This window comes from Campylobacterota bacterium (assembly GCA_020633995.1).
GTDB lineage: Bacteria > Babelota > Babeliae > Babelales > RVW-14 > JACKCO01.
Genome location: JACKCO010000005.1, coordinates 74917 through 97830 on the forward strand (window position 1 = coordinate 74917; position 22914 = coordinate 97830).

Annotated in this window: 23 protein-coding genes; 10 read left to right on the forward strand and 13 right to left on the reverse strand. The window is 40.0% G+C overall.

The features are described from left to right. Positions 1–131: 131 nt before the first annotated feature. Genes truA through H6679_05645 form a run of 4 tightly spaced genes read left to right on the forward strand, consistent with a single transcriptional unit; the run spans position 132 to position 4305 of the window. The gene (gene truA / locus H6679_05630; GenBank protein MCB9493725.1) at positions 132–884 is read left to right on the forward strand and encodes a tRNA pseudouridine(38-40) synthase TruA; all 753 of its coding nucleotides are present in this window, start codon (positions 132–134) and stop codon (positions 882–884) included. Next, a complete protein-coding gene (locus H6679_05635) occupies positions 877–1557 on the forward strand; it encodes a phosphatidate cytidylyltransferase (protein ID MCB9493726.1) in 681 nt (226 codons plus the stop codon). The genes truA and H6679_05635 overlap by 8 nt, the downstream gene beginning before the upstream one ends. Positions 1558–1569: 12 nt before the next feature. Next, positions 1570–2430: a hypothetical protein gene (locus H6679_05640; protein MCB9493727.1), complete on the forward strand. Its 861-nt coding sequence runs from the start codon at positions 1570–1572 to the stop codon at positions 2428–2430. Positions 2431–2433: 3 nt separating this feature from the next. Beyond that, on the forward strand, positions 2434–4305 hold the full coding sequence (locus H6679_05645; GenBank protein ID MCB9493728.1) for an ankyrin repeat domain-containing protein: 1872 nt from the start codon (positions 2434–2436) through the stop codon (positions 4303–4305). Here the strand turns inward: H6679_05645 and acs are convergent. Beyond that, positions 4272–6143: an acetate--CoA ligase gene (acs, locus tag H6679_05650; GenBank protein ID MCB9493729.1), complete on the reverse strand. Its 1872-nt coding sequence runs from the start codon at positions 6141–6143 to the stop codon at positions 4272–4274. The two genes, H6679_05645 and acs, sit on opposite strands and share 34 nt — an antisense overlap. Before the next feature lie 120 nt (positions 6144–6263). On the opposite strand from acs, the gene H6679_05655 reads away from it, so the two are divergent. Further along, positions 6264–6938, forward strand: a complete 675-nt coding sequence (locus tag H6679_05655) for an N-acetylmuramoyl-L-alanine amidase (GenBank protein ID MCB9493730.1) — start codon at positions 6264–6266, stop codon at positions 6936–6938. Here the strand turns inward: H6679_05655 and H6679_05660 are convergent. From H6679_05660 to H6679_05675, 4 genes are read right to left on the reverse strand one after another with little or no spacing between them, the layout of a single operon-like run. Beyond that, on the reverse strand, positions 6916–7548 hold the full coding sequence (locus H6679_05660; protein MCB9493731.1) for a hypothetical protein: 633 nt from the start codon (positions 7546–7548) through the stop codon (positions 6916–6918). The two genes, H6679_05655 and H6679_05660, sit on opposite strands and share 23 nt — an antisense overlap. Then, entirely contained in the window at positions 7545–8279 is a 735-nt protein-coding gene (locus tag H6679_05665; protein ID MCB9493732.1) for an amino acid ABC transporter ATP-binding protein, read from the reverse strand. Before H6679_05665 ends, H6679_05660 begins: the two co-directional genes overlap by 4 nt. Then, complete coding sequence (locus tag H6679_05670; GenBank protein MCB9493733.1) at positions 8276–8938, reverse strand: amino acid ABC transporter permease; 663 nt, start codon at positions 8936–8938, stop codon at positions 8276–8278. Before H6679_05670 ends, H6679_05665 begins: the two co-directional genes overlap by 4 nt. After that, positions 8935–9741: an amino acid ABC transporter substrate-binding protein gene (locus tag H6679_05675; protein ID MCB9493734.1), complete on the reverse strand. Its 807-nt coding sequence runs from the start codon at positions 9739–9741 to the stop codon at positions 8935–8937. Before H6679_05675 ends, H6679_05670 begins: the two co-directional genes overlap by 4 nt. Positions 9742–10236: 495 nt before the next feature. Between H6679_05675 and H6679_05680 the strand changes: the two genes are divergently transcribed. The 5 genes from H6679_05680 (at position 10237) to H6679_05700 (ending at position 13890) form a co-directional block, all read left to right on the forward strand. After that, positions 10237–10740 carry an NfeD family protein gene (locus tag H6679_05680; protein ID MCB9493735.1) on the forward strand — a complete coding sequence of 168 codons (504 nt, stop codon included), beginning with the start codon at positions 10237–10239 and terminating at the stop codon, positions 10738–10740. A gap of 36 nt (positions 10741–10776) precedes the next feature. Further along, the gene (locus H6679_05685; protein MCB9493736.1) at positions 10777–11718 is read left to right on the forward strand and encodes an SPFH/Band 7/PHB domain protein; all 942 of its coding nucleotides are present in this window, start codon (positions 10777–10779) and stop codon (positions 11716–11718) included. A 1-nt stretch (position 11719) separates the two neighbouring features. Further along, positions 11720–12091 (forward strand): hypothetical protein, encoded by a 372-nt coding sequence (locus tag H6679_05690; protein MCB9493737.1) that lies wholly within the window; start codon positions 11720–11722, stop codon positions 12089–12091. Next, positions 12088–12312 carry a hypothetical protein gene (locus H6679_05695; protein MCB9493738.1) on the forward strand — a complete coding sequence of 75 codons (225 nt, stop codon included), beginning with the start codon at positions 12088–12090 and terminating at the stop codon, positions 12310–12312. Before H6679_05690 ends, H6679_05695 begins: the two co-directional genes overlap by 4 nt. A gap of 150 nt (positions 12313–12462) precedes the next feature. Next, positions 12463–13890 (forward strand): ABC-F family ATP-binding cassette domain-containing protein, encoded by a 1428-nt coding sequence (locus H6679_05700; GenBank protein MCB9493739.1) that lies wholly within the window; start codon positions 12463–12465, stop codon positions 13888–13890. A 16-nt stretch (positions 13891–13906) separates the two neighbouring features. Here H6679_05700 and H6679_05705 read toward each other — a convergent pair whose 3' ends face one another. The 8 genes from H6679_05705 to atpD all read right to left on the reverse strand — a co-directional run bounded on the left by H6679_05705 (position 13907) and on the right by atpD (position 22892). Further along, positions 13907–14512 (reverse strand): non-canonical purine NTP pyrophosphatase, encoded by a 606-nt coding sequence (locus H6679_05705; GenBank protein MCB9493740.1) that lies wholly within the window; start codon positions 14510–14512, stop codon positions 13907–13909. Positions 14513–14528: 16 nt separating this feature from the next. Next, positions 14529–16115, reverse strand: coding sequence for an excinuclease ABC subunit C (gene uvrC / locus H6679_05710; protein ID MCB9493741.1), 1587 nt, complete (start codon positions 16113–16115; stop codon positions 14529–14531). Positions 16116–16145: 30 nt separating this feature from the next. Beyond that, on the reverse strand, positions 16146–17537 hold the full coding sequence (locus H6679_05715) for a hypothetical protein (protein MCB9493742.1): 1392 nt from the start codon (positions 17535–17537) through the stop codon (positions 16146–16148). 119 nt (positions 17538–17656) lie between these two features. Further along, entirely contained in the window at positions 17657–18022 is a 366-nt protein-coding gene (locus H6679_05720) for an RNA-binding protein (protein ID MCB9493743.1), read from the reverse strand. A gap of 121 nt (positions 18023–18143) precedes the next feature. Continuing rightward, positions 18144–19541: a hypothetical protein gene (locus H6679_05725; protein MCB9493744.1), complete on the reverse strand. Its 1398-nt coding sequence runs from the start codon at positions 19539–19541 to the stop codon at positions 18144–18146. 119 nt (positions 19542–19660) lie between these two features. Beyond that, positions 19661–20992, reverse strand: a complete 1332-nt coding sequence (locus H6679_05730; protein MCB9493745.1) for a hypothetical protein — start codon at positions 20990–20992, stop codon at positions 19661–19663. A gap of 166 nt (positions 20993–21158) precedes the next feature. After that, complete coding sequence (locus H6679_05735; protein ID MCB9493746.1) at positions 21159–21407, reverse strand: hypothetical protein; 249 nt, start codon at positions 21405–21407, stop codon at positions 21159–21161. A gap of 9 nt (positions 21408–21416) precedes the next feature. After that, positions 21417–22892: a F0F1 ATP synthase subunit beta gene (atpD, locus tag H6679_05740; protein ID MCB9493747.1), complete on the reverse strand. Its 1476-nt coding sequence runs from the start codon at positions 22890–22892 to the stop codon at positions 21417–21419. Positions 22893–22914: the final 22 nt, after the last annotated feature.

Here is a 22914-nt window from a genome sequence, read left to right on the forward strand (position 1 = left end):
TCAGTCGGGTTGTGTATTCTCTTACTTAAATAAAACGTTGATAAAACGTTTTTTAATTAGCGATAACCTCCATTTCCCCTGTCCATGACTTCTGTCTGGATGGGGGATAAATATTTTTACCAACTCCTCTCATGCAAGCATACAAAATAACCATCGCATACGATGGTTCCGACTTTTTTGGCTGGCAAGTTCAACCAGATCAACCAACCGTCATGTCCAAGCTTTGTGATGTGTATCACAAAACATTTGGCCACAAGATCCACATGATTGGAGCCTCTCGCACTGACACTGGTGTGCATGCACTTGGACAAATTGCACTTTTTAGAACACACATCATTGTTGGTGAAGAAAAAATGCGTGATGCTTGGAATAATGCACTACCACAAAGCATTCGAATTCGCAGCCTCGAAAAAGCCCCTGAAAACTTTCATCCTTGTAAAAATGTCCGTCAAAAAACATATTGGTACATCCTTTTTCTTAAACCACCACTACCACTTGTCGCGCGTTATGGGTGGTACTACCCCTTTATGAAACGTGTATGCCTAGATAAATTTTACCAGGCACTCAAACTGTATGAAGGAACACACAACTTTACTTCTTTTTGTCGTATTGAAGATGCACAAAAAAATCCAGTGCGTACAATCGATAGCATTGAAGTCAAAAAATGGGGCCATATGAATACGCTGCTCGTGTCAATTAAGGGCCAATCGTTTTTACGTTTTCAGATCAGACGAATGGTTGGTTATGCACTTGATGTTGCACAACGACCAGATTTATCAGTAAACTATATTCAACAACTTTTAGACAATCCTCATGACCAGCAAACATTAATTAAAGCCGATGGCTCTGGCCTATGCCTGAGAAAAGTAACATACCATGATTAATAAAAATGAACTCATCAAGAGAACTCTAACCTCAATCGTACTTATTCTTCTTGGTGGGGGTGCATATCTTCATTCTTCCAACGCTTTTTGTGCATTACTCCTCACAGCACTCGCCTACATCCTTGTTTTTGAATGGCCAAAGCTTATAGGACCTCGATCGGCAGAGTTTTATTTTCTAACACCGGTCTACCCAATTTTACCCGTAGTACTGCTGATCGCTCTCACTCAACAATTTTACAAATATGACAAACTTATGCCACTCTATCCATTTTTGATAGCAGCCATCGCTGATACATGTGGCTTTTTTGTCGGCAAATTACTAGGCCAACACAAGCTGTGCCCAAAACTCAGCCCAGGCAAAACCTGGCAGGGACTAGGTGGAAGTTTGTTAGGAGTATTTTTAGTAAACTACTTTTTTACACCATCAATACCAACCTTAGCCTCTTTGCCATGGCACGATGGCCCGCTCTTTATTTACACCATCTCAATTTTACAAACATTCTTTGCTCTCTTTGGTGGCCTTTTTGCTTCGTTTCTTAAGCGTCAAAAAGATCTTAAAGACGCAGGTACGATCCTACCTGGACATGGTGGATTACTTGATCGTTTTGACTCAGTTTTTTTTACCGTTATCATTGTTTGGGTAATGGTTATTCTTAAAAATTATATTTCATAAGCTAAAAAATTAATGAAGAACAAAAGAGTTCATCAGGCAATCAAACATCTACTTGATGGTGAACACGCTTGGAACCTGGCATCTTCAAATACATTACGCATGTTTGGAAAGCTCAGCTTGTACACAAGCCAGCAAACACTGAGGACCTTCGCCAACAAAGCAGTCAACAAAAAACTCATAGATACGATCAACATCGAACAATCAAAGATTTATGATTACGCCCAAAAACTTATGCAAGACTATGAAAATGCAGTTGAAGGCCGTAACACGCAACGTGCAAAAGAACTTGGTACAGAGATTTGTTGGCTACGAAGCGGTATTCAGGTAATTAACGAACTCACCCAGCACACAATCGCTACAGAAAAAATCGATGGACGTATTTATACCTTGGGCCGATATTCAGGGGGAACGTTTGTCCGAGACAACATTCCTGCAAATATCCCCGTGCATCATTGGTGGTGGCATTACACCGTAGACACTGTTACAACAATGCTAAAAAATGACCTCACAACGCTTTGTCAACCTGCACGATACATGGTTGCATCCTACATACTAAATCCGGAAAGTTTTTATTGTTTTATAAGCTGCCTTATGGATGAATTTCCCAACACCTATGAAACATTTTTCGAATACCCTTCTGAAAAATATAGACTCAGCAACGAAAACCTAGAACTATTGGGCAAGCTGGTTCATTTGGTTGAAGCATTTGATGATATGATCTACGACAAATATGATGTTGTATGTGACCTTTCATCATTGCCTGAAGATACTAGGCTTGAAACGATCAAAAAAATATTTACCGATCCCTTGTGGGGTGAAATTAATGAGCTCGCCCAAAAGCTTTTTGACAACATTCCAAACTACATAGGGTAGAAAATGAATGAAGAAAATCTACAAAAACAACTTTTGAAGGAAATCAATGCCGTTGACGAAGCAAAAATCAAAGAGCTCGTAAAAAAAGGCGCAGACATTAATGCAGCTTATCCTGCAAACAAACTTTACCCCTGTGATAAAACACAGACGTACCCCTTAGTTGAATTAACAGGGAAGTGTAGTATCGAACTTATTGCTTGGCTCATTCAGCACGGCGCCAACGTCAATGTACAAGAAACATGTGATGGGAGAAGCCCTCTGCACAATGCACCTAATCATGAAACAGCAAAACTTCTAATTCGTGCTGGAGCCGATGTCAATGCTGAAGGTGGATTTAGCCTATCGCCATTTTTATGCACTATTTATGACAATGACCTAGAAATGTTTCAATTCATGCTTGAGCATGGTGCAGACGTCAACCACTCACTAACATGTGTTGATGAGAATGAGGTACGCTCCGCTCCGCTGCATGCAGCTATTCATTGTGAGAATATTACCATGGTTAAAATGCTTATAGACCATGGGGCACGCCTTGACATGTTTGACACACTGTCTCAAACACCGCTACACACCGCTGCAGAAATAGGTAATATGCAAATAATAACACTTCTTTTGGAACATGCAGCTGATGTTGACCAACTTGACATTTTACCTGAGACAGCTTTATTTTCTGCTATACTTTATGATAATTTTGAGGTCGTACAATTACTCATCGAACGTAAGGCCAACGTCAACGCAAAAAATCTCATGGGAGAAACCCCTTTACATCTTGCAGTAAGGCTTGGTGATCTGGAAATGACCAACTTCCTCATCGAATCTGGCGCCGACCTTTACGCAAAAAGGTATGATAACAGAACACCATTGATGGCTGCAAAATGGGAAGCTCACTCACCTAAAGGTATCAGTGTTTTTAACCATCTAAAGAAAGTGTATATGCAAGATATTCTTAAAAAGATTACAATTCCCAAAGAGTGGATACTGTGTGTTGATGAAGGCTTTGTTACCGACGAACTAAGAAACAAAATTGACAAACAATGCTATAACTTTGTATGTGCAACGATTAGCAACATCAAGGAAATCACGGTCATTGACGAAAATGCACTCCAAACTATTATAGACGCTGTTTATAGAGAATACGAAGCCTTAGCTGAATACAATACTTATGCAGAGGACACCGTCAAAGATTTTTTTGAAAAAGAAATTATTACTAAAGTCCAACAACACGTATTTACTAATCTCAATTTTGGGCACATGTGGGCTTTGGCACAGTACAACTATCGCAAAAAACAAAGCCAAGTAGTAGATAATGAATCGTTTATCGGTGCGGTAGCTGACAGGCTAAGTTGCGGAGAAGAAATGGCACAAAAAGTGATCCATGATGTTGGACAAGCTTTAAGCAAATTGCTACAAAACAACCCCAAGCTAGAATCAGTACGTTTAGGAGGACTTGGAACATTCTATTACCACGCTTTTCCAGGAGGGAAATGCTTCCTTCAGTTTAAAACTGCTGCTCAGGCAAATTCATTTGTTGATGGCAAGCTGGAAGACTTCACTGTTACAATAGATGGTAATCACAAGCTAGTACAAAAATTGATGCTCCAAGCGCATATAAAATATGCGGATTTGGCAACACTCTTTACTTCAGCAGTGTTAAGCAACCTGATAAAAAACGCAAGGCAAAAGCCTACATATTTACCAGCCATAGGAACATTTTATTGTTGGCAAACAACTGAAACTACAGGCATTAATCCCATAACAGAAGAAGTTGTTACTATTCCGAAAAGAAATAAACTTGGCCTTCTACCTGATAAGTTTTGGTTTCATGTGGAGTTTAATCTTCCTCAACCAGCAGAGATTACTCCAGCAAGTGACTGATAAGCACTTTTGACTTCCTCCATTGATGCACCATCTTCAAGCGTTGTTACATCACCCAGCGCCCCACCAAGCACAACTGCTTTAATCAGACGACGCATGATTTTGCCGGAGCGTGTTTTTGGTAGCTCTTGAACAAAATAAATACCAGAGGGCTTAGCAAAAGAACCAATCTGCTCTCGTACAGTTTGGATAATTTCATTTTTGAGATCTTGACTCTCTTCAACACCTTTAGCTGCTATGGCAAAGATCACAATTTGCTCGCCCTTGATGTCATCTTTAGTTCCAATAACTGCAGCTTCAACTATATCTGGACAACTAACAACTGCTGATTCAATCTCGGCAGTTCCGATGCGATGCCCTGCAACATTAAGTACCTCATCAGCTCGACCAAGTAGCCAAAAGTAGCCGTCCCTATCTTTAATAGCGTAATCACCGGGATAATAACAACCAGGAAACTTTGACCAATACACCTGCTTAAATCTCCCTGGATCATTGTATACGCCAATAGACATGCCTGGCCATGGATTTTTAATAACAAGATAGCCCTTAACTCCTGCCGGAACACACTGCCCATGCTCATCGACGACCTCTGCCTGAATACCAGGTAACGGCATTGTAGCCGACCCAGGCTTGAGCGCCACCAAATCTTTACCTAACGCCGGTGAAATCATAAATCCGCCAGTCTCAGTCTGCCACCATGTGTCAATAATAGGACATTTTTTCTTGCCTATAACGTTGTTGTACCAACTCCATACTTCTGGGTTAATTGGCTCGCCAACACTCCCCAACACTTTTAAACTTGAAAGATCATGTTTTTCTATCCATGAATCTCCAAACCGTTTGCACATACGCAATGCTGTCGGCGATGTATAAAAAATATCAACCTTATATTTTTCAATCAATGACCACCATACACTTGCATTTGGATAATCAGGGGCTCCCTCGTGAATGAGCACTGCAGCACCATGCATTAACGGTCCATATACAACGTATGAATGTCCAGTAATCCAACCAATATCAGCCGTACACCAATATATAGACTTATCAGTTATATCAAAACCCCATTTAATCGTTGAATAAATGTAGGTCAAGTAGCCAGCTGTTGATTGTATAATGCCCTTTGGCTTTCCCGTAGTGCCCGATGTATACAGGATAAAAAGGGGATGAGTCGATTCAACATGCTCCGCGGGCAAATCAGCTGCATGACCTTGCGCAACCTCGTCTAGGCATACCTCACTTCCTCCGTCATCCTGAACTCGCTGATCAGGGCGATTGACGAGAATAGTTTTTTCAATACTCGGACATTGCTTAACCGCGCTGCGTACAGTTGTACGTAGATCAATCTTTTTTCCTCGGCGAAGCGTATATTCACTCGTCACAACAAACCGTGCTTGTGTATCTTGAATTCTTTCTGCAAGCGCATGGGCACTAAATCCAGAAAAAACAACAGAATGCGTCGCACCAAGTCTGGCACACGCAAGCATCGTTGCTACTGCCTGTGGTGTCATCGGCAAGTACAAAACAACAACATCTCCCTTTTTGACCCCAAGCTCACGAAAGGCACCAGCATAACGGTTAACTAATGCATACAGTTGAGCATATGTAAGTAGCTGTGTTTGACCATTTTCACATTCCCAGTACAAAGCAATTTTGTCTTTTCTATCGCTGCTCATATGTATATCTAAGCATTGATATGATGCATTGATCAATCCCCCCTTAAACCACTGTGCATACGGCTCATTCCATTCAAGCACTTTGTCCCAAGGCTTAAACCATGAAAGTTTTTGAGCTTGCCTCTCCCATAACTTTATGTTGCTTTTCATTTGAGCCTGGCACATCTGCACTAGTTTCCCTTTCTTAAATATTCAAATAGCAGTAACTTTTTTTGCATAAAAATATGCTTTGAGTACACTCAACAATGTAAAAACACTGATAACTCTAACATATTCAAAATAACCATGCAAAAGCCTTGTTTTCCTATCTTACTTATTGTTTTTTCCGTCATGCAAAGTTTTGCTCTGGCAGAAAAAATAATCATTATCAACCCTGCCGGAGACGGCAAAAAAACCGGCAGAGAACTGCGTCACGGTTACGAACGAGCACAAACATTCAAATGCGCACAAAAGCTGAAAAATCAGCTTCTTTTACAACAAAACTGCAAAGTTTTATTGACACGCAATATCGGTGAAGAAGTTGTGCCATGGCAAAATGCATCGTTTGCCAATCGCATGCTCACAGATATTTTTATAAGCATACACATTACAACACACAGAAAGCTTAAACCATGCATAACATTTTACCAGATCACCTTTGACCCACACGGTGATTTCATTAAGCGCTCATTTGATAGCCATTCTTTTATGCCCGTCCATCAGACCCATCTTGGCAACACACAAGCAACACGCTCAACGCTCAATAGTTTTTGCAAGTTCCTGCGTCAAGGACCGCACACAAAACAATTTGATTGTCATGGTCCTTATGCTATCCCCTTTAAACCGCTTGTTGGTATTCAAGCGCCACTCACTTTTGGTATTGAGCTATGCCTTTCTTATGACGAAGAATGGAGCATTTTTATCGAACCCCTGGTGATGGCTTTGGAACAATTTCTATCTAGTGTGGAACATAGGCTATAAGTTTTTCTTGTCCTGTCTGTTCAAGTAATTTTCTTAAAGCACTCTTGATAAAATAGGGAGTTCCACCATATGATTTTGACAATTCATCTTTAATTTGGGCTAGCAGCCGATCGACCTCATGATAGTCTCTGTCATCAAGCGCCTTACCAAGTAATGACAACTCCCACATACGAGTACCACTACAAATTTGTTGATATTGCTTGCTCCAAGCATCCTTGTCCAAATCAAGCTCTATCATTTTTTTCCATAGATACAGCCCCACCTCTTTATGGTGTTTTTTATAAGCAAGCTCAACGGGCAAATCACCATCTTGATTACGTTGACTTAAAATTTTTTTTATAAGCACCTTTGTCTGATCAGCTTCTTCTAATTTTTGCAAAAACTGCAACATGAAAGTCTGGCTCTCTGATAAAAATCCTAAAATCTCGAAAAATTTGTGCAGTATATTCGAGCCATTTTTCCCATAACCACATAAAATAATTTCTTCGGAAGTAACAACATCATAAAAAACACTAACTTCTGTTCCTTCGTGATCTGGCCTTCCCTCACTTCCAGAACAAAGGGATTGCGTAAAACAAAAAACCAATATCGCACAAAATAACGTTTTCATTCTTCTTCCCTTTTATCCTCTCCTATGAAAGATCTGATCATAGATCCTGCAGTACACTTACCCTGTGGATCACGCTTGTCATAATATTCGATTATTTTACCTTGCTTAATGAAGTACACTCGATCAAGAGTTTGCCGAACAAAATCCATATCGTGCGTTGCCACGACAATTGCAATACCATCACCAGCAAGTTGTCTAACAATTGCAGCTACTCTTCTGCTATTAACGGGATCGAGCCCCGATGTAGGCTCATCTAACAATAATGCCTGAGGACTAAAGCACAATGCACGAGCAATTGCTACACGCTGCCTTTGCCCCTGTGATAACTGTGATGGCAAACGATCTTGCAAGCCCAAAACATCCAAGCGTTCAAGTTGCTTTTGAGCTATAGACTGCGCTCTTTTTTTTGTTTGTTTTACAACCGTCATTAATGGCCCCATACAATTTTGCAGCACACTCATATTTTCAAACAAGTTAAATGACTGAAACACAAGGCCTATTTCGGCAGTTCGCTGAACGGGTGACAATGTCTTAATATCATCACCATCACCACACAACACAACTCCGGCATAGCTTTTAACAAGCTGGGCAACGACTGATAAAAGTGATGTTTTCCCCGAACCACTCGATCCAAGCAACGTAGTAATTCTTCCAGGAGTAAACTCACACGATATATTTTCTAGGACGGTGTTTCCTTTGTACGTTAGCGTCACATTCTTTACTTTAATCATATAAGAAACCTCCGTTCAAGTATCTTGCTAACTATGTTTAACATTGCAGACAAGGCAAGATACAAACAAGCAGTAGCTAGGTACACAGGCAAAGGATCCATCGTTCGTGCAACTATATTTGAGGCAACCTTGGTAAGATCAAGCACTCCAATCGCAGAAACCAATGCGGTACTTTTAAGAAGTGACTCAAATTCATTGATAACAGCCGGATATGCACGCCGTAACATTTGTGGCACGATCACATAATGCAAAGCTTGTATGTTAGAGTAGCCTAGCACAAGACACGCATCCCACTGTCCGAAACTAACAGCGTTCATTCCTGCTCGTACGATTTCAGTCATATATGCGGCAGAACACAGACCAAGGGCTAGGACAGCGGCAAGCCATGCTGGTAAATCAATACGCAAAATATCTGGGATAACAAAATAGACAATAAGTAACTGTACATATACCGGAATTGCACGCAAAACATAAACATAAGTAAGAATAAAGGGTTGAGTAAACTTCCTGCTCAAACGTCTACACCCAGCAACGCCCAGAATAAATCCCAGTGATAGACTCATCAAGACACTCGCAGCCCAAATTCCCGTGGTCATTAACAATCCGCGCAAAAGCATGCCCGTATAAAGTAAAATAATCGTAGCACTTTGCATGCTCATAACCCCCTTCCTGCAACCGTTACAAAGCCAAACCATTTCTGTTCTATCTGTGCAATAGTTCCATCACGAAGCATATTGGCAATATTCTCGCCAATGGACTTGATGAGCATCGTGTTCTGTTTGTTAATACCAATACCACAACCTCTGCTTTGGTACTCAATCGGAAGCGTAACGTCTAGACTGACTAACTCAGAATTTTTTTGTCTTAAGCCCGGCAAAATATCAGGATCAAGTAGCGCTGCACTTGCTTTACCATATCTTAGTTCTAAAACAATATCACTCATCACTGGCACGGTCTTTGTTGTAACCCTCTGATTATTATCAAGCAAATATTTTTCCTGGCATGAACCCGGCTCCACGCAAACAACCGCATTTTGGCCACGAACAAGATCATCAAGTGAGGTAATTCCGTCCGGGATCTTTCCCCAAAAAACTAACGGATAGGTCGTACAGTCGCTACCTTGATAATAAATCATTTCGATTTTACGCTCACGTTCTGGGGTTATGCTAAGTCCAGAAAGCAAAATATCTATTTTCCCCTGCTCCAATGCAAGCAGAAGCCCAGCAACATTTAGGTCTTTGAAAACAAGTTTCCTGCCCAACCGCTTTGATAATTCATCTGCTATATCAATATCAAAACCATATAATGCACCTTGATTATCAAGACATGCAAACGGCTCGTAGCCGCTCATAACCCCCACGACTAATGACTTTGGGTCCTTGTTATTGCTTAGCGTGGACCAACTCACCACAGCGCCCAAACCAAAAACAACTAACGGTATTCCTATTTTTTTTATAAACATAAGAAAATTCCTTTGTCTTATACAAACAATACAAATCTACACATGCAGATTTTACATGCGCAAAATACAAACAATTCAGCTATCCTGCTTTTAAAGCAAGGCAATTAAACACTACATACGAAAATGATTGAAAATATAAAAAGATATATTAATGCCCGTGGGCATGATGAAATAGATGCATATGCACATGGAGCTGTGCACTAGCAAGAAGAGAAAGCGTTGTAGCTTGGCTGGCAAGCAGAAAAAGTTCACTCGCGCTATCGCGCTGAATCATCATGATCTAACCCTCCGTGTATAGATCGTTTCTTAAATACGCTTTATCAAGACCACCCCGATAAACATCGTAATCAATTTTTATTGTAAATGAAAAAAATATCAAAGGCAAATGGACGTAAATTTTAGTTTTCTTGGAAAATGAGCAAATCTACAGTATCATGGAAGTGCTTAGTACTTTATAATACTGTAGATGCCTACACCTAAAAACACGGTGCCATCATGCAAGAAATAATAACTTTTTTGCAAACAACTATGGAATCAGCATTTTCACAAATCGAAGGTCTCATGGGATATATTTGGCTTATCGGGGCTCTTATCCTGCTACTTTTGGAAATTAGCACCCCAGGGTTATTCTTTTTTCTATCATTTGCATGTGGCTGCATTACAGCTGCACTCATGGCCTTTCTTGCCTATCCATTTATGTGGCAATGTATTGGACTAGCTGGGGCAACAATCACTTCTTTCCTTGCCATGCGCTCGTACTTTACCGTCAGCAAGATGACAAGCCCCACCACAGAAGAAAAAGCTCCTATCAAAACAAATTTTCATGCACTCATCGGTGAAGAGTGCGTTGTTGTAAAAAAAATTGAACCTCATAAATCGGGGCAAGTTAAAGTAAAGGGAGAGCAGTGGGCAGCTAGGGCGAAGGACAATGTCGTGCTCCACGAAGGCACAGTAGTCCTTGTTATTGGCATCGAAGGTAATAAACTCATTGTACAGTAAAAATCATCGGAGACAGCTGTGATTGAAGCAGGATTTATAATATTCTTCTCTCTTCTTATCCTTTTTCTTCTCGTCGCTTTAAGCAAAGCAACGTATCTGATTAAACAAGCTGAAGTTGTCATCATCGAGCGCCTCGGTAATTTTCATACTATTCTCGAACCAGGGCTTCACATTATCATTCCATTTATTGATCAACCCCGCAAGGTCCTGTGGACGTTTATCAAGGAAGATGCACGGGGCAAGGCAGCATACCGCTATAATGACTTCATTACACGTATTGATTTACGCGAGTCTGTCTACGACTTTCCAAAGCAAAATGTTATCACTAGGGACAATGTCACCATTGAGATTAACGCCCTTCTCTACTACCAGATTACCGATGCAAAAGCTGCAGTTTATGAGGTTAGTAACGTACCACTTGCCATTGAAAAACTTACACAAACAACACTGCGTAACATTATCGGCTCGATGGACCTTGATGAAACCCTTACATCACGTGACAGTATTAATGAAAAACTACGTATTGTCCTTGATGAAGCAACTGATAAATGGGGGGTCAAAATTAACCGTGTTGAACTACAAGAAGTCAATCCTCCCGGCGACATTAAAATTGCTATGGAAAAACAAATGCGAGCGGAACGTGATCGACGAGCACTCATTCTTGAAGCTGAAGGTGCAAAGCGTGCTGAAATTTTGAAATCCGAAGGATACAAAATGGCTAAAGTCACCCGCGCACAAGGTGACGCTCAAGCACGGCTTGTACTTGCGCAAGCTGAATCAGAAGCAATCACCGTTGTGCAAAAAGCCATCCCTAACACAAATCCCTTGCCTTATTTAATTGCATTGAATTACATTAAAGCATTACCTGAAATTACAAAAGATAAAGATGGAAAATTGATACTTCTCCCTTACGAGGCATCGGCCCTTATGGGTTCAGTATCAAGCGTAAAAGAACTCTTTAACAATATACAAAAATAACATGGTTGCAAATATTCGTGTCCACTTGTTCGTCGTTTTTGTTTTAGTTGTCAGTCTGTGGCTCTTGGTTCCAACAAAATATCCCATAGAAGAGTTGTACTCAAAAGATGAGTACTTCGAGGACATGAGTATTGTTTACTACGATCTTGGCACACTTTGCATGAAACGTAAGGATTATAAAAAAGCGGTTAAAAACTTTAAAACATCCATCAATTATTTTTCTCAAAACATAAAAGCCTATAGGCAATTACTTGCTTGCTACAGAGTACTTGGCAAAACAAAGAAGGCAGATGCGGTTAAAACTAAAATCAAAGATCTTGAGGATGCTCTTAAAACCGAACAAATAACCCAAAAGCTAGGAGTCAGTAGATGAAATTTCAAAATCTTATCTCTGGTATTTTTCTTATCGTTTTTGGCACCTTACTGTTGCTTCAAAACTTTGATCTCATATCATTTGGTCTTTGGAAGTATGTTGTGAACTTATGGCCTCTTATCTTGGTACTTGTTGGTATTAATTTATTAACAAAGAATGGAAAGAAAAATCCAACATCAAAAGAACATAATTCAGGCAGCAACGAAGAATCCTTGCAATAATTGATTATAGCAACTTCAACCAGCCTAATTTGAGGTCTCGCATAATAATGAATAATATTTCTTAAATCAGCTCAGGCAGCCTGAGCAATCTGAATGTGAACACCACTTTTTTCTAGAAACTCAAGCCTTTAAAGATTTTAGATATACATTATGCACAGACCAATCTTTCTTAAAGGGGTCAGCCTCTCTTTCACAAATAAAATCTGCTTTGAAAAATTTTCAGCCCAGATCTATCCAGGAAGCCGTATTGCTATTATTGGCAAAAACGGTAGTGGTAAATCAAGTCTGTTAAATATCTTACGTCAAAAACTACAGCCTTCAGATGGCGAAATAGTTATTCCAGATAATCTTTGTATTAGTTATGTTGAACAAACAATCAATGACTTTAGTAACTTGAGTGGTGGCCAAAGATTAAACAAAAAGCTATCAGAGGCATTAGCTCAATTTCCAGACGTACTACTCCTTGATGAGCCCACAAATCACTTGGATCAAGATAACCGCAAAAGTTTAATACGAATGCTTAAACATTATCAAGGTACACTAGTTATCGTTAGCCATGATACAGAATTGCTACGTAACTGTATCAATACGCTCTGGTATATTGATAACAATAAAATTCACAATTTCACTGGCTCTTATGAAGATTATATACGAGAAATTAAGCAAAAACGAACATCCATAGAAAAAGAATTGACATCACTTAAAACTCAGAAAAAAAATACTCACAATGCTTTGATGAAAGAACAAAAACGTGCTGCTAAAAGTAAAGCGAAGGGACAAAAAAGTATTGAACAAAAAAAGTGGCCAACTGTAGTAAGCAAATCAAAAGCATTTAGAGCTGAACAAACATCTGGCAAAAAAAAATTAGCTATTGATAGAAAAAAGCAGCAACTAACTGAGCAGCTATCAGATTTAAGACTTCCAGAAATAATTCTCCCTAAATTTTCACTAACGTCAAACAATATCAGTTCTAATAATTTATTATCAATAAGTAGCGCAAATATTGGATATAACAAAGACAAACCTATTCTAAAAAATATTAACCTGTCTTTAGGAGGGAAAGAACGCATTGCACTCTGCGGTAAAAATGCATCGGGTAAATCAACATTGCTAAAAGCAATTTTGGGGCTAGATGAAATTTTCACCACTGGTAAATGGTATTTACCAGTTTCTGATTCCATCGGCTATCTAGATCAACACTACACTAACCTCAACCCAGAGCTTTCAGTTATCGATCACATAAAAAAATTGAGGCCCAATTGGACTGAGATAGAGATTCGACGTCACTTAAATGATTTTTTATTTAGAAAGAATGAAGAAGCCATGCAACCTACAGCAACCCTTTCAGGCGGGGAAAAAGCACGAGCTTCTTTAAGCATGATTGCCGCTAAAACACCAAGGCTATTAATTTTAGATGAAATCACCAATAATCTTGATCTGGAAACGAAGGAGCACTGTATCCAAGTTTTAAAAGAGTATCCTGACGCTATAATAATTGTCTCTCATGAAGAAGACTTTTTGCAAGCAATAGGTATTGATCAGACTTACACGGTGATTAATCATACAATTAGCAGCTAAAAAAATAACTGCTAAGTCACCACTTCATGGCTTCTTGCAAAAACAACTTTTTCAACGCTCTCCCTCGATGGCTTATCGAATTTTTAATACTTTGTGGTAGTTCTGCCATCGTTTGATCAAAGCCTTGTGGAAGAAAAATAGGATCAAATCCAAAACCTTGTACACCTCGAGGAGGAAATAAAATCTTCCCATGAACCTTTGCTTCAGCTTTTGCAATAACATTAGACTTCGGATTGTAAATAACTACCGCAGACTGAAAATAAGCACTGTAATCATCTGAGGCTTGAAACATTTTTTCAATCTCTTTAAATGCTTGGCCAGAGCCACCAGACTTGACTAAAAACTCTTTCGTCCGTACGCCTGGAAAACCATCCAGTGCATGTATACATAATCCAGAGTCATCCGACATGGTCACTTCATTAACAATGTTACCGTAATATTTTGCCTTATGAATCGCATTTTCAAGAAAAGTTTCATATGGCTCATCAGGTTCATCAATAGAATAATCATTAAGCGATAGCACTGTTATTGCATTATCATTCCACGCGGCTTCTTCAAGCATCGCCCTAATTTCAGCTACTTTTCCTTCATTGGTTGAGGCTACAAAAATTTTTTTACTCATAACTACTTACAATAAATTACGTTATTATTTTTTTTAGCTCAGTCGACCGGTGAAAACTAATGGCAAAATGATGTGCATAATCTCTCAGCGAAATAAGCAGCTGGCCGGCAATACTTTTCTGATCTAGTTTTTTACCACGAGGTAAATTTTGAGAAAAAACTGTCTCTTCAGCTTTAGCAAGACTTACAAAGGTCAAATCTGGAAACAAATCTTTAACCGCATTAAGCTGTCCTTTGCCACCATCAATAAGGACAAGATCTGGTAGGTCCTTGCCAGCTTTATAACGACGCTGCACAATTTCTCGCAAACTAGCATAGTCATCTTGTCCTTCAACCGTTTTTATATGAAAATGTCGGAATAACGGTTTATCAGGCTGACCATTGGTAAATCGAACACATGAACCCACCATAAAGTTTCCCTGTTTGTGCGAAATATCAAAACAATCAATAGTTTTTGGCTCAAAATCAAGCATTAAGAGTTGTTTAAGAGCCCTCCCGACCGATGCCTGACGTTTCATTTTCTGTTCGGCATGAATTCGTGCTAGACGCAACAGTGCTGCGAAATGGCCTTGACTTGGCTTGTTTATTTCAACGGAGTGCCCAAGACGGTGATACATCTGCAAAAATTGTTCGTAAACAATTTTTTGTTCATCTGTTATGTCAAAGTCTACAAGTATTATTGATGGAGGCGAAAATGTGCGATAGTAACTCATAAAATATTCATGACACTGCTCGGTTGCTTCTTGCAGATCACGAAACGGAAAATAAAATACTCGCTTCTGCGTGAGCGCAGTTTCCCGCTCGCCCAGAACAAATAACACGTTGAATTCTTCAAGAAAAACCCAAATATCTTTACGTGCACGCCCTTCAATAAGTGAATTTTTTGCCTGCAGGGCATGAAACACCTGCTCAAAAGCTTGATAATAAGAAGTCAATTCTTTTGATCGCTCAAAATTTAGTTGTTTATTATTTTGCTCGATTTCCTTTTCAAGATGCTTTAAAAATGCCGTGTGGCCCTTTTGCAGTGATAGCTTTGCAAGCTCAAGGCGTTCAAGATATCCCTGTTCATTAAAATCATCTTTACAGATGCCCGCACACAGGCCCATATGATAATACAAGCACCCATTGGGGATTTTAATCTTACACAACCGCAACTGGAAGGTCTTAATTAAAAAGTCATACACTTTTCTTGCAGAAGCCTTATCCAGAAACGGTCCGAAGTACGTCCCCTTACGTTTTTTGTTACGCACAAGCATAAGCTCTGGTAATTTAGTACGTATGGGAATAAAGAGATACAAAAACGGTTGCCCCGACTTGAGTAACACATTAAATCGAGGCTGATAGCTTTTAATAAGCTTGGCCTCAAGCAGCATAGCTTCAAGCTCACTGTCTGTAATTATGTGGTCTAAATCAACGCTTTCCTGAAAAATAGCATCTACTTTTATATCAATGCCCTGTCGTTGAATATACTGGGACAACCGTCTTTTCAGATGCTTTGCTTTTCCAACATAGACAACCTCACCTTGATCGTCTTTAAAAAGATAGACCCCCGGCTTTGGTGGTAGCTTTTTTATGGCACTGATCAACTGAGTATTTTTTTCCATCAAGCTCTCAAGCAGTAAAAGATCAAATCTTTACTCAACAATTTTGCCTTCTTTGACAAGCTTGTAGTTACGTTGCCCAACATAAATAGCCGCAATAATCCATAAACCAATCAACCCCATTCCCAAAACGGTGCCATAGGTAAAAAGCATACCCATGTCATGTTTCAGTGTATTGGTAATTTGAGCCCCCGTTGCCTTTGCGCTGCGTCCACCAAACATATCAACCCAACCTTTTGCTTTAAATTTTGCATTTTTGCTCGTTGGAATGTACATCATTTCTTTGGTTGGGTTATTGACTGCATAACTCAGCCCTTTAACAACAATCATGACACCAAATGTGGCCCATAGCATTTGTCCGGCTGATGGTGCCTGCAAGTAGAATGTATATAAAAATGCAAGTACTCCAGCAAAACACACTGGGTAAACAAGTAGGCAAAAACGCAGGCCATAACGCTTCATCAGGTAACTTGTGCCAAGCAACGCCATCAAAAAAGCAAGTCCATTAGTACATACCCCAAAAATTCCTAAGAATTTTGCAAACCCAGTTTCCGTTGCATAATAATCGGCGGCTTGTCGATCCATTTGATACTCTAGAATTGTTGAGATAACCTCATAAAATGTTGAAACTATTAGTACACCAAACAAATATGGCCGCGTTACAAGTAAGCGAAGTCCCCCAACAAATCCTTCAATGAATCCTTCTTTTTCTTTTTCAGTTTCTGCAGCAGCTTTATTTCCTACACGAAGATTTGCAGGAATAACACGCATAAAAGTCCAAATAAGGTATATAACCATAAAGACAAGTATCGTTGCTAACAAAAATAAGCGCCATATACCGCCTAACTCTTCTGTAAACATTGTCAGCGCCGACAACCCAATACTCCCAATTTGAGCGCCCGCAATGATGAGTGGAAATCCAGCTTTTGCAGAGTCAGTATCGGTAACACTAATGGTAAAAGACCAAAACAGTGGGATAATCAAGGAACCAAAACTTTCAATACTGAAGTATGAAAGCCAACCAACCAATGCAAGCGGCCATCTGCCTAAGACAGCCTCGCCAGCGTAGTGACGGAGAGCAAGCAGTACGGTAATCGCCGCGAATATAGCCCCATAAAATGAACATATAACGTAAAATAACTGATGTTTTTTAAAAACGTCAACAAGCTTTGAATAAATCAAAACCATTGCTATAACAACAAAAACAGACCATGTTTTTGCAATCGGCTGGAAAAGGCCACCCTGCCCAGATGCCCAACCAAGACTTTCTGGAAATGCTATCTTGAAAAAAACAGCATTTTTGAGCAAACGCATCATCCAATAAACGCCAATAATTGTAAGAAAAGTAAGAGAGAGCAGACTAAATTTTTTTACTTCTGTTGGCTTCAAATCAGGCCAAAAAATATGCACTATTTTGTATAACATTGCCTAACTACTCCTTCTTTAAAAATAAAACCCATTTACACATAAAAAAGCTGGCGCTTACCACAGAGGATAAGCGCCAGTTACGTTTTCGATAACTATCCAAATGAATGGTTAGTGGACTAACGTCCCCAACGGTCTCCGCCGCCGAAACCACCACGGCCTCCGCCGCCATTACCGCCAAAGCCACCACGGCTTGGACCACCTTGGCCACCTCTGCTACCAAAACGGTCACGACGAGGTTCTTGAGGACGAGCTTGGCTAACGCGCATACGACGACCTTCAAGTTCATAGTCATTCAAACCATCAATAGCAGCTTGAGCTTGGTCAGCATCACCCATTTCGATGAATGCAAAGCCTTTTGCTTGGCCAGTAAATTTGTCCATAATAACTTTTACGGACTCAACATCACCGTGTTGCTCAAAAAGAGGTTTAAGAGCATCTTCAGTAACTGTGCGGGGTAAGTTTCCTACGTATAATTTCTTCATTTAATGAACCTAACTAAAAATAAATATAATAATAATTTCTTAATTTTTTTCTTTGAGTAACGTAATTTTCTATACTAAATCGTAGTCTTACCCCTTCATAAAAAATATAAATCTAGAACCGTTATTCAACAATCTTGCCTTCTTTAACGAGTTTGTAATTGCGCTGGCCAACGTAGATGGCCGCTGCGATCCACAAACCAATCAGGCCCATACCAAGTACTGTTCCATAAGTCATCAATGTAGCCATATCATGCTTGAGCGCATTGGTAATTTGAGCACCACCCATTTTTGCGCTGCGTCCACCAAACATGTCAACCCAGCCTTTTGCTTTAAACTTAGCGTTTTTACTTGTTGGGATATACATCATTTCTTTGGTTGGGTTATTCACCGCATAGCTAAGACCTTTAACAACAATCATCACGCCAAAGGTTGCCCACAACATTTGCGCCGCCGCAGGTTGTTGTGAATAAAAACCGTATAAAAACGCAAGCGCAATACCAAAACATACTGGGTAAACAAGCAAGCAGAAACGAAGGCCATAACGCTTCATCAAATAACTTGTGCCAAGCAACGCCATGAAGAATGCAAGCCCATTAGTGCATACACCAAAAATACCCAAAAACTTTGCAAAGCCAGCTTCAGATGCATACGCAGGGTAAGCAGCTGCTTGTCGTTTCATCTGATAATCAACAACAGTCGCTACAACTTCGTAAAATGTTGAAACGATCAAGATACCAAACAAGTATGGACGTGTAAGCAACAAGCGAATACCACCAACAAAGCCTTCAATAAATCCTTCTTTTTTCTTTTCTGTTGCTGCAGCAACTTTGTTACCCATGCGCAACTCAGCAGGAATAACACGCATGAAGGTCCAAATCAAGTACATAACAACGAAGACTAAAATTGTCGCTAGAGCAAAAAGACGCCAAATACCACCAATCTGTTCTGTAAACATCGTTAGTGCAGACAGCCCTATGGAACCAATTTGCGCTCCCGCAATAATAAGAGGAAACCCAGTTTTAGCAGAATCAGTATCAGTTACGCTAATGGTAAAGGACCAAAACAGTGGAATAATCAATGAACCAAAGCTCTCTATGCTGAAATAAGATACCCAACCAACTAATGCAAGCAACCATTTTCCCAAAGCAGCCTCACCAGCATAGTGACGAACTGCAAGCAGCGTTGTCAGCGCCCCAAAAATTGCCGCATAAAAAGAGCAAATAACATAGAAGAGTTGATGTTTCTTAAAAATATCAACCAACTTTGAGTAAATCAACACCATTGCTATGACAACAAAAACGGACCATGTTTTTGCAAGTGGCTGAAAGAGGCCACCTTGCCCAGGAGCCCAGCCAAGTGTTTCAGGAAACGCTATTTTGAAAAACACAGCATCCTTGAGCAAACGCATCATCCAGTAAACACCAATAATCATAAAAAATGTCAAAGAAAGAAGACTAAATTTCGTCACTTCTTCGCGTTTAAGATCCGGCCAAAAAAATCCTACAATACTGTGTAACATAAAAACTCCTCGTATGTTAAAAAAAGAAAAACTTAACTATGCCAACACTGGCATATAATATAATTTACGCAATCAAAATATAATCGATATTCTCACTATCACTCTTGTAGACAGACCTGCTATTGAATAAGTTCGTTACTCTCAACGGTCTTTTTAAACATATTGCCAAGCAACCCTGCTAAAAAAACCCAAATACCAACAAGAGCTAAAGCAACCCCACCCGTCAACAATAACGCTGGACCTATGCTGCTATTAACAACAGAGCCAGCCGCCTTAGAAAAACGCAACCCAAACATATCAATCCATGCCTTAGATTTATATTTAACACTTTTTGAGGTCGGAATGTAAAGCACTTCTTTTGTTGGTTGGTTGAATGCATAGTTGAATGCCTTAGTAAGTAGCATAACATAAAAAATTGATTCTAGCGATTGATAGTACAAGTAAGGGATAATAAGAAGCCCAAGGCCAGCAGGATATGCAATTAAACAAAAACGTATGCCAAGCTTCCGTTGGAAAAACGACGTCCCCAAGAGCCCAAAGGAACAAGCAATACTCTGAACCGCCAAAGCAAAATCAAATAGAAATTTATTACGTTGTCCCGGATCAAGGTAGGTAGCTTCAACCAACAATGATAGCTGAAATCCCATCATAGTCGTAATAAGTTCTTGAAAAAATATTATGCTAAAAATACCCGCTACGTAAGGATTTCTAATCAAAATAAGCAGCCCATCAAAAAAGCCAACACTCGCCTTTTCTTCTTTCTTTTCCTGCCTATAAACATCCTCGTATCCCTTTAGCTGACCATGCGTTGTTGTTTTTAGAAACATAACCACAAAGGCAACCATAAAAAACATCAGTACTGATATAAGCGCAATCACTGGAGCTCTTTGCGTATATAAAGCGACATCTCGAGATAGGTAGTGACCAAGCAAAGTAAATAAGAAACCTCCCAGCTGCGTCCCAAAAACAATAAGCCCATACCCTTTTTTTGCCGACTCAGGCACCGTAACGTCGTTAATGAAAGACCAATACAAAGACAAAATAAATGTTATATAACTCTCTGCAAAAAGATAAAAACCCCATCCAATGAACCGGGTTGGACTTACAAAATGGTTCTGTATCCCAATAACCGGATGGTTGAGCAGATAAACAAAAACAAGTCCCAAGACACCATAGAACCCAATGAACCCATAGATTATTCGCTCTTTTGATAGATTATCTACAAGCTTGGAATATAGTAATACGAGAGGAAAAAACAAAGTCAACGAAGCAAACTTCGCATACGGCAAAGACTTAGCACCAACCGTATTAATGAAAATGCTATCCTTGAGCGTTTTAAGTGGCCACCACGACCCAATAATAAAGAAGAACCCAAGAGAAAGAAGACAATACTTTTTTAATTCTTCGGGCTCAAGATCTCCCCATAAAAACCGTACCACCCTATTACTCATTCATTTAACCTCGAAAAGAAAAAACTGGCCTTTTTGATACAACACACTTTGCTCAACACTAATCAAGAGAAACATGACCAAAAACACCAGACAAAATGTAATTTTTATTAAAAGTAAATTTAAAGAAAGAACAAGTGTACCACAACCCCAATACGAGTCAATTACATTAATCTAAAAGTATTTTCACTTTATTCTCGTCAACTTTTACAATACCGCCATCAGCTCTTATCTTGACCTCTTCATCTGTGGCGGTCTTGTAGATCAATTCTCCCCATTTTTTCATAACTGAAATTAACCTCGAGTGCCCCGGACCTATAATGAAACTCCCAGTTGCCCCTTCAACCGATATCCATTTAATTAAAACCTTCTGATGCTTTGTTAGCGAAATCAGCTCCAACTCGATAACTTCGTTCATACTCCACACCTAAAGATTAAGCTTTGTTTTCTTCAGTGCTTCATCAAGCGTGCCAATCATGTAAAAGGCCTGAAGAGGAACATTGTCACACTGACCAGAAATAATCTTTTCAAAATCGTTAACCAACTGCTCACGAGGCACAAACCGACCAGACATTCCGGTATGCTGCTCTGCAACAAAGAAGGGCTGTGTCAGGAAATTTTGGATACGCTTCGCTCTATTGACAATAGCCTTGTCAGCATCGGAAAGCTCGTCCATACCCAAAATAGCAATGATATCTTGCAGCTCTTTGTATTTCTGTAAAATCTTTTGCACAGTCAGTGCAACGTCGTAATGTTTATGGCCCACTATATGCTTCTTAAGACCATTTGACGCAGATTCCAGTGGATCTACAGCCGGATACAAACCAGCTTGGGCTATCTTACGAGAAAGAACGGTACTTGCATCTAGATGTTGAAAGGTCGTTGCTGGTGCAGGATCGGTATAATCATCAGCAGGCACATACACTGCCTGTATAGAAGTAATGGATCCGGTATACGTACTGGTAATACGCTCTTGCAACATACCAATTTCAGAAGCAAGCGTTGGCTGGTAGCCAACGGCCGACGGCATGCGACCAAGCAATGCCGAAACCTCAGAACCAGCCTGAACGTAACGAAATATATTATCAATAAATAAGAGTGTGTCTTTACCCTCTTTATCCCTAAAATATTCTGCCATACTCAAGCCTGTCATTCCCGCGCGAAGCCGCGCTCCAGGCATCTCCCCCATCTGTCCAAATATGAGCGCAGTTTTTTCAAGAACGCCTGAAGACTTCATTTCTAACCACAGCTCATTGCCTTCACGCGTTCTTTCGCCAATCCCCACGAAGACAGAATAGCCACCATGCTCCATGGCTACGTTACGAATAAGCTCTTGCACAATGATTGTCTTACCAACACCGGCGCCACCAAACAATCCAATTTTTGATCCTTTTACATAAGGACAAAGAAGATCAAGCACCTTAATACCTGTTTCTAGTAACTCGTCAGCAGTCTTCTGCTCAATCAAGGCAGGCGGTGGCCTAAAAATTTCCCACATTTGGCAGTCAGCCAAATCAGTTGAGTTATCAATAACCCGGCCAAGCGCATCAAACACATGCCCTAACACTTCTTTACCTACTGGCACCGTAATAGGACTGCCCGTATCAATAACGTCCAATCCACGAGCCATACCATCGATAGCTTCTAGCGCGATACAGCGGACAATACCATCACCCAGATGCTGAGCAGCTTCTACACTTATGTAGCGCTTACTCTCCGGACTGTCAGAATCATCTTTAACTGGATGCACAACCAACAATCGCGTTAGAATGTCAGGTACTTTATCCTCTGCAAATTGCACATCTATAACCGTTCCTTTGATCCGGCAAACCTTGCCCATATTAAACGAATCATTTTTTTGAAATTTTGCCAGATTCAAATCCAACGCATCAGTTGATTGCATTACGTCCTCACCACCAATTGAT

Excerpts from the sequence above, each read along its gene's own strand:
- H6679_05705 (MCB9493740.1), bottom strand. The coding sequence starts at position 14,512 with ATGAGTAAAAAAATTTTTGTAGCCTCAACCAATGAAGGAAAAGTAGCT.
- H6679_05680 (MCB9493735.1), top strand. The coding sequence starts at position 10,237 with ATGCAAGAAATAATAACTTTTTTGCAAACAACTATGGAATCAGCATTT.
- H6679_05695 (MCB9493738.1), top strand. The coding sequence starts at position 12,088 with ATGAAATTTCAAAATCTTATCTCTGGTATTTTTCTTATCGTTTTTGGC.
- H6679_05735 (MCB9493746.1), bottom strand. The coding sequence starts at position 21,407 with ATGAACGAAGTTATCGAGTTGGAGCTGATTTCGCTAACAAAGCATCAG.
- atpD (MCB9493747.1), bottom strand. The coding sequence starts at position 22,892 with ATGCAATCAACTGATGCGTTGGATTTGAATCTGGCAAAATTTCAAAAA.
- H6679_05690 (MCB9493737.1), top strand. The coding sequence starts at position 11,720 with ATGGTTGCAAATATTCGTGTCCACTTGTTCGTCGTTTTTGTTTTAGTT.
- H6679_05670 (MCB9493733.1), bottom strand. The coding sequence starts at position 8,938 with ATGAGCATGCAAAGTGCTACGATTATTTTACTTTATACGGGCATGCTT.
- H6679_05700 (MCB9493739.1), top strand. The coding sequence starts at position 12,463 with ATGCACAGACCAATCTTTCTTAAAGGGGTCAGCCTCTCTTTCACAAAT.
- H6679_05660 (MCB9493731.1), bottom strand. The coding sequence starts at position 7,548 with ATGAAAACGTTATTTTGTGCGATATTGGTTTTTTGTTTTACGCAATCC.
- H6679_05675 (MCB9493734.1), bottom strand. The coding sequence starts at position 9,741 with ATGTTTATAAAAAAAATAGGAATACCGTTAGTTGTTTTTGGTTTGGGC.
- H6679_05665 (MCB9493732.1), bottom strand. The coding sequence starts at position 8,279 with ATGATTAAAGTAAAGAATGTGACGCTAACGTACAAAGGAAACACCGTC.
- truA (MCB9493725.1), top strand. The coding sequence starts at position 132 with ATGCAAGCATACAAAATAACCATCGCATACGATGGTTCCGACTTTTTT.
- H6679_05715 (MCB9493742.1), bottom strand. The coding sequence starts at position 17,537 with ATGTTATACAAAATAGTGCATATTTTTTGGCCTGATTTGAAGCCAACA.
- acs (MCB9493729.1), bottom strand. The coding sequence starts at position 6,143 with ATGTGCCAGGCTCAAATGAAAAGCAACATAAAGTTATGGGAGAGGCAA.
- H6679_05655 (MCB9493730.1), top strand. The coding sequence starts at position 6,264 with ATGCAAAAGCCTTGTTTTCCTATCTTACTTATTGTTTTTTCCGTCATG.
- H6679_05720 (MCB9493743.1), bottom strand. The coding sequence starts at position 18,022 with ATGAAGAAATTATACGTAGGAAACTTACCCCGCACAGTTACTGAAGAT.
- uvrC (MCB9493741.1), bottom strand. The coding sequence starts at position 16,115 with ATGGAAAAAAATACTCAGTTGATCAGTGCCATAAAAAAGCTACCACCA.
- H6679_05725 (MCB9493744.1), bottom strand. The coding sequence starts at position 19,541 with ATGTTACACAGTATTGTAGGATTTTTTTGGCCGGATCTTAAACGCGAA.
- H6679_05635 (MCB9493726.1), top strand. The coding sequence starts at position 877 with ATGATTAATAAAAATGAACTCATCAAGAGAACTCTAACCTCAATCGTA.
- H6679_05730 (MCB9493745.1), bottom strand. The coding sequence starts at position 20,992 with ATGAGTAATAGGGTGGTACGGTTTTTATGGGGAGATCTTGAGCCCGAA.
- H6679_05645 (MCB9493728.1), top strand. The coding sequence starts at position 2,434 with ATGAATGAAGAAAATCTACAAAAACAACTTTTGAAGGAAATCAATGCC.
- H6679_05640 (MCB9493727.1), top strand. The coding sequence starts at position 1,570 with ATGAAGAACAAAAGAGTTCATCAGGCAATCAAACATCTACTTGATGGT.